This window comes from Yunchengibacter salinarum, assembly GCF_037658235.1.
Taxonomy (GTDB): domain Bacteria; phylum Pseudomonadota; class Alphaproteobacteria; order Sphingomonadales; family Kordiimonadaceae; genus Yunchengibacter; species Yunchengibacter salinarum.
Genome location: NZ_JBBJLN010000005.1, coordinates 140,256 through 151,458, shown reverse-complemented (window position 1 = coordinate 151,458; position 11,203 = coordinate 140,256). Strand labels below are relative to the sequence as shown.

General features: G+C 65.6%; 10 protein-coding genes. 3 read left to right on the top strand and 7 right to left on the bottom strand.

What is annotated here, in order from left to right:
* Positions 1 to 3: 3 nt before the first annotated feature.
* Positions 4 to 297, bottom strand: a complete 294-nt coding sequence (locus WGH93_RS07145) for an HNH endonuclease signature motif containing protein (protein WP_374764181.1) — start codon at positions 295 to 297, stop codon at positions 4 to 6.
* Between the two features lie 194 nt (positions 298 to 491).
* Between WGH93_RS07145 and WGH93_RS07140 the strand changes: the two genes are divergently transcribed.
* The 3 genes from WGH93_RS07140 (at position 492) to WGH93_RS07130 (ending at position 5,026) form a co-directional block, all read left to right on the top strand.
* Positions 492 to 1,040: a PAS domain-containing protein gene (locus WGH93_RS07140; RefSeq protein ID WP_374764180.1), complete on the top strand. Its 549-nt coding sequence runs from the start codon at positions 492 to 494 to the stop codon at positions 1,038 to 1,040.
* 98 nt (positions 1,041 to 1,138) lie between these two features.
* Positions 1,139 to 2,395 (top strand): threonine synthase, encoded by a 1,257-nt coding sequence (locus WGH93_RS07135; RefSeq protein WP_374764179.1) that lies wholly within the window; start codon positions 1,139 to 1,141, stop codon positions 2,393 to 2,395.
* Positions 2,396 to 5,026 carry a M14 family zinc carboxypeptidase gene (locus tag WGH93_RS07130; protein ID WP_374764178.1) on the top strand — a complete coding sequence of 877 codons (2,631 nt, stop codon included), beginning with the start codon at positions 2,396 to 2,398 and terminating at the stop codon, positions 5,024 to 5,026.
* 104 nt (positions 5,027 to 5,130) lie between these two features.
* On the opposite strand, the gene gcvA is transcribed toward WGH93_RS07130, so the two are convergent.
* The 6 genes from gcvA to cysG all read right to left on the bottom strand — a co-directional run bounded on the left by gcvA (position 5,131) and on the right by cysG (position 10,941).
* Positions 5,131 to 6,048 carry a transcriptional regulator GcvA gene (gcvA, locus tag WGH93_RS07125; protein WP_374764177.1) on the bottom strand — a complete coding sequence of 306 codons (918 nt, stop codon included), beginning with the start codon at positions 6,046 to 6,048 and terminating at the stop codon, positions 5,131 to 5,133.
* A 111-nt stretch (positions 6,049 to 6,159) separates the two neighbouring features.
* Positions 6,160 to 6,918 (bottom strand): phosphoadenylyl-sulfate reductase, encoded by a 759-nt coding sequence (locus WGH93_RS07120; RefSeq protein WP_374764176.1) that lies wholly within the window; start codon positions 6,916 to 6,918, stop codon positions 6,160 to 6,162.
* Positions 6,915 to 7,436, bottom strand: a complete 522-nt coding sequence (locus WGH93_RS07115; RefSeq protein WP_374764175.1) for a DUF934 domain-containing protein — start codon at positions 7,434 to 7,436, stop codon at positions 6,915 to 6,917. Before WGH93_RS07115 ends, WGH93_RS07120 begins: the two co-directional genes overlap by 4 nt.
* Positions 7,423 to 9,078, bottom strand: a complete 1,656-nt coding sequence (locus tag WGH93_RS07110; RefSeq protein ID WP_374764174.1) for a nitrite/sulfite reductase — start codon at positions 9,076 to 9,078, stop codon at positions 7,423 to 7,425. Before WGH93_RS07110 ends, WGH93_RS07115 begins: the two co-directional genes overlap by 14 nt.
* 73 nt (positions 9,079 to 9,151) lie before the next feature.
* Positions 9,152 to 9,469 carry a DUF2849 domain-containing protein gene (locus tag WGH93_RS07105; protein WP_374764173.1) on the bottom strand — a complete coding sequence of 106 codons (318 nt, stop codon included), beginning with the start codon at positions 9,467 to 9,469 and terminating at the stop codon, positions 9,152 to 9,154.
* A 47-nt stretch (positions 9,470 to 9,516) separates the two neighbouring features.
* Positions 9,517 to 10,941, bottom strand: coding sequence for a siroheme synthase CysG (gene cysG, locus WGH93_RS07100; RefSeq protein ID WP_374764172.1), 1,425 nt, complete (start codon positions 10,939 to 10,941; stop codon positions 9,517 to 9,519).
* Positions 10,942 to 11,203 lie beyond the last annotated feature (262 nt).

Genomic DNA, 11,203 nt, shown 5'->3' with positions numbered 1-11,203 from the left:
TCATCAACCCCGCCTGCCACCGCGCCGGGGTGCCGTGCGGCGGTGGAAGTCGGGCGGTTTTCCCCTGAGCCAGCGTGTGAAGGCGGCGATGTCCCCGTCCTGGCGCAGGGTATCCAGCCGGTGATGGGTGCGGGCCAGCGTGGCATTGTCGAACAGGGAATGGATCTTGCGGTGGCAGATCGGATGAAGCCAGACGGTTTCCGTGCCGCCACGGGCCTTCGGGATCAGATGGTGTGCTTCCCGCCTGCGGCCCAGGGGCCTGTCACAGAGCGGGCAGATATCCGTGCTTTCCCGCATTGGCGGCCAATCCGTCTTGCCCATTCCCTGTTCGGTTCGCTTGCGGCCCGCCCCTTGTCCGGGCGTGGCCATAGTTAATCAGGCCGCTTCCCCAGGTTCAAGTTTTCCTGGCGGTGGACTTAAGGAAATGTTCATTACCCCCGACTAAGCTGCGCCTGCACGAGTACGGTAATTGAAAAGTGGTATGGCGTAGTATGACAGGCTCCACAAATCCGTTGACGGCTGGCGATCAGCCCGGCCCTTTGTCCAGTCCCGTGGGGACATCGCTGGCCGTGCGCCGTTTCTTCCCGGAGGAGAGCCACGGTCTGCCGGGCGCGTTTCAGCCCGTTCTGGCCTGGTGGAAGCATTTGCGGGGGGACCGGCAGATGCCGTACCGGGAGGACATGAGGTTCCGGGATCTGCGCGGCTGGCACAGCTCCGTTCTGCTGAGCGAAGTGACCGAATGCGCCACCGATTGCACCTGCCGCCTGGCGGGGGAGGACGTGCGCACCGCCTTTTGCGGGCGGATCAGGCCCGGCACCCGCTACAGTTCGCTGGACTTTCTGCCCGATGAAACCCGCAAGGATCATATCGCCGCCCTTGTGGAAGATGGCGTGCTGGGCCATGGCGTGGGGCAGGTCACCATGGGGGAAGGGCGCACCGTTCCCCTGGATGTGCTGGACCTGCCGCTGGCCGACAAGGCCGGCAGAGCCGCCTTTATCCTGGCCTTTTTTGCCTTTCCCCTGCCCATTCAGCTTACCTGACGGGCCCCTGACGGGCCGTTGCCGCGTACACCCCCTTGATCCCGGCGCGCGGGCAGGTCACGTTGTCGTGGTCGACCACAAGGCCGGAAGGGGGACATATGGCCGAGATCGCGCGCCTGACGGGCGGCCCCGTGACCACGCTGGAATGCAGCCTGACCGGTGAACAGGGCTATGCCCCAGGCCAGGTACACGGCCTGTCCGCCGCCGGGCGCCCCCTGCTGGTGCGGTATGATCTGGCCCGGCTGGCCGATACGCTGGACCGGGATGCCATCGCGGCGCGCCCCGGCGGCTTCTGGAAATGGCGCGAATTGCTGCCGCTTCAGGACAGCGCCAATCTCATCCGACTGGGCGAGATGGATACGCCGCTCATTGAAACCCCTGAACTGGCGGCCCCCGGTGGCCTGGTGGCGGTCAAGGATGAAGGCCGCCTGCCCACCGGCAGCTTCAAGGCGCGGGGGCTGGGTGTGGCGGTATCCATGGCCAGGGAACTGGGCCTTGAGCGGCTGGCCATGCCCACCAATGGCAATGCGGGGGCGGCACTGGCCGCCTATGCCAGTCGGGGCGGGCTTGAAAGCTATATTTTCTGCCCCGAAGACACGCCGGAAGCCAATGTGCGCGAAATCGCCCTGCAAGGCGGCCATGTGTGGCGTGTGAACGGCCTGATCAATGATTGCGGCAAGATTGTCGGCGATGGCAAGGCGGCGGCGGGCTGGTTCGATCTGTCCACATTGAAAGAGCCCTATCGCATCGAGGGCAAGAAGACCATGGGGCTGGAACTGGCGGCGCAGCGCGGCTGGCGGCTGCCCGATGCGATTTTCTACCCCACCGGTGGCGGCACCGGCCTGATCGGCATGTGGAAGGCTTTCGACGAGATGGAGCGACTGGGCTGGATTGGCGCGCACCGCCCGCGCATGTTCGCGGTGCAGGCACAAGGGTGTGCGCCCATCGTGCGCGCCTATGAGGCGGGTGACCGCCACGCGCCCCTGTGGCAGGATGCCCACACCTTCGCCGCCGGGATTCGCGTGCCGGTGGCGGTGGGGGATTTCCTGATTCTGGACGCGGTGCGCGAAAGCGGCGGCGCGGCCCTGGCGGTGAGCGATGCCGCCATCGAATCCGCCCGCGCCCGTGCCGGGGTGAAGGCCGGGTTGTTGCTCTGCCCGGAAGGGGCCGCCACACTGGCGGCCTATGACATGGCCGTGGACCGGGGCCTTCTGGCGCCGGATGCGGATACGGTTCTGTTCAATTGCGGCAGCGGGCTGAAATATCCCATGCCGGATCGGGCGGGCACGCTGGACCGGTTTCAGCCGATCGATGCGGCCCGACTGGTAAAGACCACGCAAAAGGGGGATGATTGAATGACGGCGATTGTGAAACGGCTGTCGGCGGCGCTGGCGCTTCTGGTGATGATGATTGGGGCCGGTACGGCGGGCCGGGCGGCCCCGCTGGATTATTTCCTGGAGGCGGACACCACCTATGAATCCGCCATTCCCACGCCGGAAAGCGTGCTGGGCCATGAACTGGGCAGCCAGCCCGTGCGGCACGATCTGATGGTGCGCTATATCCGGGCGCTGGGAAAGGCGAGTGACCGGCTGTCGGTGGAGACCATCGGCTACAGCCACGAGAACCGCCCCATCCTGTTCATCACCGTCACCTCACCGGACAATCGCGCCCGGCTGGACACGATCCGCGCCAATCATCTCAAGCGCACCGATCCGGCAAGCGCGGATCAGGCGTCTGACGATCTGCCCGTGGTCACATGGCTGAATTATGGGGTGCACGGCGCCGAGGCGAGCGGCATGGATGCCGCCATTCCCACGCTGTATCATCTGGCCGCGGCGCAGGGGGAGCGGATCACCGCGACGCTGGACAACAGCGTTATTCTGATCACCGCCATCTTCAACCCGGACGGCCATGCCCGCCGCGCCGCCTGGGTGACCAGCCGGATGTCGAAGATAACGGCCACCGACCCCGCGGACGAGGTGCACAATGCCCGCTGGCCGGGCGGGCGCACCAATCATTACTGGTTCGATCTGAACCGCCAGTGGCTGTTGCAGACCCAGCCGGAAAGCCGGGCCTGGCTCAGCGCATGGCACAAGTGGAAACCCCATGTATCCGCCGATTTCCACGAAATGGGGCCGAATTCCACCTATTATTTCCACCCCGGCGTTCCGGCGCGGAAATATCCGCTGATCCCGGATCAGGGCCGCAAGCTGCTGCATGACATGGCGGATTTTCATGCCGACGCGCTGGACGCGGCGGATCGGCTTTATTTCTCCGAGGAAGGCTTCGACAATTTCTATATCGGCAAAGGCTCCACCTATCCGCAGGTGAATGGCGGGCTTGGCATCCTGTTTGAGGCCGGGGGCCAGATGGGGATTGCCCGCGACAGCGATCAGGGCCTGAAAACCTATGCGGACAATGTGCGCAAGCACTATCTGACCTCGCTTTCCACCATTCGCGGGGCGGCCAGTATGCGGCAGCGGCTGCACGCCTATCAGGCGGCCTTTTTCCAAAAGGCGGCTGAACAGGCGGGCGATGACAAGATCAGGGGCGTTGCCTTTCGCGCGCCGGAAAATCCCACGCGCCTGGCCCGCTTTATCGATCTGATGGGGCGGCACGGGGTGCGTGTCCATCGGCTGAGCGAGCCCGTGAAGACAGACGATGGCCGCCGCTTCGAGGCGGGCAGCTATGTGATCCCCTATGACCAGCCGCAATATCTGATGGCCAAGGCGGTGACCATGCGGATCACCGACTTCCCGGAAAACATCTTTTATGACGTGTCCGGCTGGACCCTGCCGCTGGCCTACAATCTGGACCATGGCATGGTCAGGGAACGCCTGAAGGGCAAGCTGGGCGAGGTGGCGAGCGCCGATATGCTGGCCAACCCCACGCGCAGCGTGGCCGCGCCAAAGCCCACCCCTTATGCCTATGTGATGAGTTGGGACGACGACCTGGCCCCGCGGGCGCTTGTGCGGTTGCACCGGGCGGACATCCATGTGCGCATGGCGCTGCGCCAGATCATGGTGGAAACCGAAGCGGGGGCGGTGCGCCTTGATCGGGGCGCGCTGATCGTGCCGCTGGAAGACCAGACGGTGACCCCCGACCGGCTGCATGAGGTAATCGCCACCATCGCGGAGACGGACGGCATCCGCGTTCATGCCGTCGTCAGCGGGCGCACGCGCCAGCCCGGCGGCGATCTGGGCGGGCGCAACAGCGTGGCGGATCTGAAGCCGATCAAGCCGCTTCTGGTGGTGGGGGATGGTGTCTCCCCCTATGACGCGGGGGAGGTCTGGCACGCGCTGGATGTGCGGCTGGGGCACCCGCTGGTGAAGGTGGGCGCTGACCGGCTGGATGAGGTGCGCTGGGCCGATTACACCCATCTGATCGTGGTGGGCGGGCGCGGCCTGTCCTTCGGGGAGGACGTGACCCGCCGCATCCGGGACTGGATGCATGACGGCGGCACGGTGGTGGCCCACAGCGAAGGCGCCGAATGGGCGCTGGAGCATCTGACGGATGACGACGAAGGGTCGGATGACGGTGGATCGAATGGCGCCAATGGCACCGCGCCGCGCCTTGCCTATGAGGACAAGGCCGTGCGGGACGCCGAGCATGTGATCGGCGGGGCGGTGTTCGACAGCAGGGTGGACATCACTCACCCCATCGGCTTCGGCCTGGTGCGGGGCCGGGTGGCCACCAACCGGAACAGCACCTTCACCCTGCCGGTGCCGGATGACCCCTACGCCCGCGTGGCGGTCTATGGCGACGAGCCGCTTACGTCCGGCTATGCCTCCGACGAGCGGCTGTCCCGGATCGCGGGCACGCCCGCCGTGACGGCCCAGCGCAAGGGCCGGGGCTCATTGATCCTGTTCGCCGACAATCCGCTGTTCCGGGCCACTTATTTCGGTTCGCAGCGCATGTTCTTTAACGCGCTCTTTTTCTCAAAGGCGTTCAGCGGCGCCTATGGCACCCTGTACGGGGCGCACTGACAAACCCGCCAGCCGGGCGGGGGTATCGCCCCCGCCCGGCCTTAAAGGGCGCGACCCCCATCACGCCGGGGTGTGGCGTTCAGGGTGGCGTTCCGGGGGGCGGATCAGTCCTTGGTGATGCCTTCTTCGAACAGGCGGATTTCGTCCTTCAGCCATTTGATGAAGTCCTGCACGCGCTCATTCTTCAGGTTTTCCTTGGGCGCCACCACATAATTGGCGAAGTCCACCGGCACCGCCTCCCCCAGCGGCTTGACCAGCCGCCCGGCCTTGATGTCCTCCTCCGCGATGGCGGAGCGGGCCAGCGCCACGCCGCGCCCGGCGGCGGCGGCCTCCACGGCCAGCGAATGGGTGTTGAAATGCAGCGCCGGCTGGCCTTCCCGTTCCGCCACACCGGCGGCTTTCAGCCACATGGACCAGGTGGGCGCGCTGTCGTCGTCGCTCAGGGAATCATCATGGATATGGGTGAAGGTGAGCAGGTCTTCGGGCCTGTGAATGTCGCGGGCCAGGTCCGGCGCGCAAACGGGGAACACGGTCTCGCGCAGCACTTCCTCCACATACAGGCCGGGATAGTTGCCGCCGCCATAGCGGATGGCCAGGTCCACATCGTCCTGTGCGAAGTCGGTCAGCGCCATGGTGGCGGAGATTTTCACCACCGCATCGGGGCGGGTTTCGTAATAGCTGGCGAGCCGTGGCACCAGCCACTTGCTGGCAAAGCTGGGATAGACCGATACGCGGAGTTGCTTGGCATTGCGGTTTTCCGTCAGGATGCCGACGCTTTCCTCCATCTTCTCGAAGGCTTCCTTGAGCGGCGCCAGCGCCAGTTGCGCCACCTCGGTCAGCACCAGGGACCGGTTGGTGCGCTTGAACAGTTCCACGCCCAGAAATTCCTCAAGACTGCGGATCTGCTGGGAAATGGCGGCGGGGGTGACGCTGAGATCCTCGGCCGCCTTCTTGAAGCTCATATGGCGCGCGGCGGCATCGAAGGCACGCAGGGCATTGAGCGGCAGCAGGGATCGTTTCATTGTCAAAACCAATCTTTGTCAAAACCAGATCAAGGGCTGAACCTTGAATCACCATAGGGCCGGAGGGGCGCTCTTGCCAACCATGGCGGGGCAGGCTGGCTTGCCCATGGTTCAGGTGCCGGGCCCGGCCAGTTCCTCATTGCGGGCATAGGACAGGTGAATGCCGCATTCGCTCTTTTGCTGGCCGCGCCAGCGCCCGGCCCGGCTGTGTTCGCCGTTCCTGACCCGATCCGTGCAATGGGTGCAGCCCACGGACGGGAAACCCTGCGCCTCCAGCGGGTGGCGGGGCAGGTCGTGAAAATCCAGATAGGCCTGCACATCCTCCCGGCGCCAGTGAGCCAGCGGGTTCACCTTGACCCGGCCATCGGCGGCCTCGAAATGAGCCAGCGTGCTGCGCCGCCCGCCCTGATAGCGTTTGCGGCCATTGGCCCAGGCCCGGAAATCCCCCAATGTTTCATTGAGCGGCTTCACCTTGCGGATAAAGCAGCAGCGATTGGTGTTGGTCCGCCACAGATCGCCGCCGGGGTCGTCCCGGTCCAGATCGGCGGGCGCGGGGCTGATATCCCGCACATCAACCAGGCCCAGCCGGTCCACCAGCGCATCGCGATAGGCGCGGGTTTCGGGAAACAGCTTCAGCGTGTCCAGAAACAGGACCGGAAGTTCCTTCGAGACGGAGGCCGCGATATGCAGCAGCACGGCGGACTCGGTGCCGAAGCTGGAAACCAGGGCAAACCGGTCCTCCCAGCGATCGCGCGCCGCCGCGATCACCTGTTCCGGTGACGCGGTGCCGAAGCGCCATTCCATGGCCAGCGCCTCCGACTCCGCATTGAAGCCATCTTTCCGGGCCAGATGTTTGGCCGCGGCGGTCATGATACCTCCCGCGCTCCGGGAGCGGCGCTGTTGTGGCGGTGGCGGGCAATGGCCGTGCCGCCCGTATAATCGCTCTGGTAAAAGGCCTGATAGCGGTCCACGGCGCGGCGGAAGGCTTCTTCGCGTTCCGGTGCCGCTTCCACGCTGTCGAATCCGGCGCGCAGCAGGAACTGCGCCTGATCGGGGATCACATGGCCCACCGCCCGGATTTCGCCGCGAAAGCCCAGATCCTTGCGCAGCCGCACGGCCAGCGAAAAGCCGCGCCCGTCCGCGAAGCCGGGGAAATGCACCAGCACCAGCTTCACCTTGTCATGGGCGATCGGCGCTTCCAGCCGGTGGAAGTCCGTGTCCGTCTCCACGATCAGGCCGATCCGGCCAGCCCGCGCCAGAAAGGCATCGGGGTTGTCCTCGAAAGCGGCCAGCGGCACGGCCACGCGCGCGCCTTCGGCCACGTCCTCGGCCTCAGTCACGGTTTCCAGCGGCTCGACGGCGATGCCGCTCAGACTAAGCAGTGCCATAGACCGCCTCCTTGAAGGGTGCCGGGCCAAGCCGGCGATAGGTTTCCAGAAAGGTCTCGTCTTCGTTCCGCTCGCCCAGATAACAGGTGACGGTGCGCTCCACCGCATCGACGATGTCGTCATAGGTGAAGCCACGGCCCAGAATCTCGGCCTTGCTGGCGTCCTCCGCGCCGCTGCCGCCCAGCAGAATCTGGTACATTTCCTCGCCTTTGCGATCCACGCCCAGAATGCCGATATGGCCCGCATGGTGGTGGCCGCAGCTATTGATGCAGCCGGAGATTTTCAGCTTCAGCGGGCCGATTTCCTCCAGCCGGGCCATGTCGTCAAAGCGTTCGGCGATGCGTTGTGCCACGGGGATGGACCGGGCATTGGCCAAGCTGCAATAATCCAGCCCCGGGCAGGCGATCATGTCGGTCAGCAGGCCCGCATTGGGGCTGGCGAACCCCTGTTCGGCGAGAGCGTCGTACAGCGCCGACAGCGCGCTCAGGGGCACATGGGGCAGGATCAGGTTCTGTTCATGGCTGACGCGAATCTCGCCCTGGCTCCAGCGGTCGGCCATGTCCGCCACGGCTTCCATCTGGCTGTCCGTGGCATCGCCCGGAATGCCGCCATGCGGCTTGAGCGAGATGGTCACATTCACATGGCCGGGCACTTTGTGGGCCAGGGTGTTGTGGCGCACGAAGCGGTCAAAGGTGAAATCCGCCCTGCGGCGCTCTTCCACGCCCGCATCCTCCAGCGGCCCGGTTTCCAGCGGCGGCAGGGTGAAGAAGCGCTTGATGCGGGTGATCTCGTCTTCCGGCACATCGATGGGATGATGGCGAATGGCCTGCCATTCCGCTTCCACCTTGCGGGCGTATTCCTCCGCCCCCAGTGTTTCCAGCAGAATCTTGATGCGCGCCTTGAACTTGTTCTGGCGGTTGCCTTCCTCGTTATAGACCCGCAGCATGGCATCCAGATAGCTGATCAGGTCCGCTTCCGGCAGGAAGTTCCGCACGGTCTTGGCGATCACCGGGGTGCGCCCCATGCCGCCGCCCGCCAGCACTTCAAAGCCCAGCTCGCCCGCTTCGTTCCGCTTCAGGATCAGGCCGATATCGTGCCATTTCACCGCCGCCCGGTCTTTCGGCGCGGCGGTCAGCGCGATCTTGAACTTGCGCGGCAGAAAGGAAAATTCCGGGTGCAGGGTGGACCATTGCCGGATCAGTTCCGCATAGGGGCGGGGGTCGGCGATCTCGTCCGCCGCGGCGCCCGCGAACTGGTCCGTGGAGACATTGCGGATGCAGTTGCCGCTGGTCTGGAAGGCGTGCATTTCCACCTTGGCCAGGTCCATCAGCAGGTCCGGCACCTCCACCAGTTTGGGCCAGTTGTACTGAATGTTCTGGCGTGTGGTGAAATGGCCATAGCCCTTGTCATAGCGCCGGGCGATATAGGCAAGCTGGCGCATCTGGCCCGATGACAGCGTGCCATAGGGAATGGCCACCCGCAGCATATAGGCGTGCATTTGCAGATACAGGCCGTTCATCAGCCTTAGCGGCCTGAACTCTTCCTCGGTCAGTTCGCCTTTCAGGCGGCGGTCCACCTGGTCGCGGAATTCCGCCACGCGGGTCTGGACCATGTCATGATCGAACGGGTCATAGGCGTACATGGCGCCCTCCTTGTCAAAATCTCGCTTGCCGGGCTCGCGCCGGTCTCAGGCGTCGAATCGCAGGCGTTTAATCTCAGGCATCGAACCCTTCCGCCTGATAGCCCAGATCCCGGCGTACCGTGGGGCCCAGGGTTTGCAGGCGGCGCTGGATATGTTTCGGGGCCGCGCCGGGCTCGGTGCTTTCCGCCTCGATTGGCAGCACATCGATCACCTTGTTGGCGGCCTCAAAGGCGGTGGCGGCTTCCAGTATCGGCTGGATCGCGGTTTCGTCCGGCGCAAGGGCCGCTTCGCGGTAGTCCGGCGACCAGCCCTGACCGGTGAAAAAGACAGCCCGCCCGTCTGTCAGCCGGTTGGCCATGACCATTTGCGGGCCCTTGATTTTCTTCGCCATGACAACGTCCTCGTTGCTTGATGTTCCGGGTGTTCGCAGGCCGTGGATCAGCCGGTGGCGGCCAGCGCGGCATCCCGCACCAGATGGTCCAGGCCCGGCCAGTCACGGGCCACCTGCACCACGTCCCCGATGATCAGCAGGGCGGGGCTTTGCACCGCTTCCCGCGCCACCAGGGCGCCCAGCCCGTCCAGTTGGCCGTAGAGCCGCCGTTCGTTCGCCCGCGTGCCGTTTTCCACCACCGCCACCGGTGTGGCGGCGGGCACGCCGTGGCGTATGAGCCCGTCGGCAATGGCATTGGCGGAGCGCACGCCCATATAAACCGCCAGCGTGCGGCCTTCGCCCGCCAGGTCGGCCCATTCCCGCATACTGCCGTCTTTCAGCCGCCCGGTGGCCAGGGTCACGCTGGAGGCATGGTCCCGATCCGTCAGGGGAATCTGGCTGCTGGCGGCGATTCCGGCCAGCGCCGTGATGCCGGGGATGATCTCCACGCTGACACCCCGGCCCCTGAGGGCGGCCAGCTCTTCCCCCGCGCGACTGAAGGTGAGCGGGTCGCCGCCCTTGAGCCGCACCACGCGCTTGCCCGCATGGGCATGGTCCAGCATGAGCTGGTTGATGCCGTGCTGGCCGATGCCGTGTTCGCCTTCGCGCTTGCCCGCATAGAGCAGCTCCGCATCCCGGCGTGCCAGTGACAGCACATCCCGGCTCACCAGCCGGTCATAGACCACCACATCCGCCTGTTGCAGCGCGCGGTGCGCCTTCAGCGTGATCAGCTCCGGGTCGCCCGGCCCGGCGCCCACCAGTTGCACGATGCCGTCGCTGCCCGCCCGGCCATGGGCGCGGGCGGCCTCCAGAATCGCATCACGGGCCTGCCGGGGGGTCAGGCCGTCATGATCGCCCGCCCGATCGAACAGGCTGTCCCAGAACAGGCGACGACGGGTGCCGTCGGGGATCAGGCGCTTCACATCGCCGCGCACGTCGCCCGCCGCTTCGGCCAGAACGCCCAGCGAGCGGGGAACGATCCGCTCCAGCAGGGCGCGCAGGCGGCGCACGAACACAGGCGCCACCCCGCCAGAGGAAAACGCCACCCGCAAGGGGCCCCGGCGGAACTGTGCCGGGGTGATGAAATTGGATTTGGCGGGCTTGTCCACCACATTGACCGGCAGGCCCCGTTCCTGGGCCTGTCGCCGGATGCGCTCTTCCGACAGGTCATCCCCGGTGGCGATGTAAACCAGCGTCTTGCCCGACAGGTCATCCGCGTGGAAGGGGCGGTCCACCAGATGCAGGCGGTCATGCCCCAGGCCGTCCGGGGTCAGCCCCGCTTCGGCCAGCGCATCGCGCACGCCGGGGCCCACAACGGTGATGGCCGCGTCCGTCTCGCTCATCAGGGCCAGCTTGGCGCGGGCCTCGTCGCCCGTGCCCACGATCAGCACATGATGCTTTTCGGCGGTCAGGAATATGGGAATGGTGCTCATGGCGCGCTCCAATGGCCGATGTCTTCGCGGCGGGCCCGGTCGGGCGCGGGGTGCCCTTGTGGCAGGCCGCCATGACACATCAGGTACGCATCCGCGCGCGCTGTCACAAACGATAAGAATTATTGCAGGGGTTAGAAATTTTTTATCCCCGGCCCCGCGCGGTGGTGGGGCCATCGGGGCGTGTTTGCGGGGAAACCGGATCGCATTGGAAAAATTTTCCAATATTGTGCGGTATGGTGCAATCAGATTGGCCTGATGCGCC

What these genes read in the sequence shown, in the direction of transcription:
- WGH93_RS07145 (WP_374764181.1), bottom strand. Translation starts at nt 297, where the DNA reads ATGCGGGAAAGCACGGATATCTGCCCGCTCTGTGACAGGCCCCTGGGC.
- WGH93_RS07140 (WP_374764180.1), top strand. Translation starts at nt 492, where the DNA reads ATGACAGGCTCCACAAATCCGTTGACGGCTGGCGATCAGCCCGGCCCT.
- WGH93_RS07135 (WP_374764179.1), top strand. Translation starts at nt 1,139, where the DNA reads ATGGCCGAGATCGCGCGCCTGACGGGCGGCCCCGTGACCACGCTGGAA.
- WGH93_RS07130 (WP_374764178.1), top strand. Translation starts at nt 2,396, where the DNA reads ATGACGGCGATTGTGAAACGGCTGTCGGCGGCGCTGGCGCTTCTGGTG.
- gcvA (WP_374764177.1), bottom strand. Translation starts at nt 6,048, where the DNA reads ATGAAACGATCCCTGCTGCCGCTCAATGCCCTGCGTGCCTTCGATGCC.
- WGH93_RS07120 (WP_374764176.1), bottom strand. Translation starts at nt 6,918, where the DNA reads ATGACCGCCGCGGCCAAACATCTGGCCCGGAAAGATGGCTTCAATGCG.
- WGH93_RS07115 (WP_374764175.1), bottom strand. Translation starts at nt 7,436, where the DNA reads ATGGCACTGCTTAGTCTGAGCGGCATCGCCGTCGAGCCGCTGGAAACC.
- WGH93_RS07110 (WP_374764174.1), bottom strand. Translation starts at nt 9,078, where the DNA reads ATGTACGCCTATGACCCGTTCGATCATGACATGGTCCAGACCCGCGTG.
- WGH93_RS07105 (WP_374764173.1), bottom strand. Translation starts at nt 9,469, where the DNA reads ATGGCGAAGAAAATCAAGGGCCCGCAAATGGTCATGGCCAACCGGCTG.
- cysG (WP_374764172.1), bottom strand. Translation starts at nt 10,941, where the DNA reads ATGAGCACCATTCCCATATTCCTGACCGCCGAAAAGCATCATGTGCTG.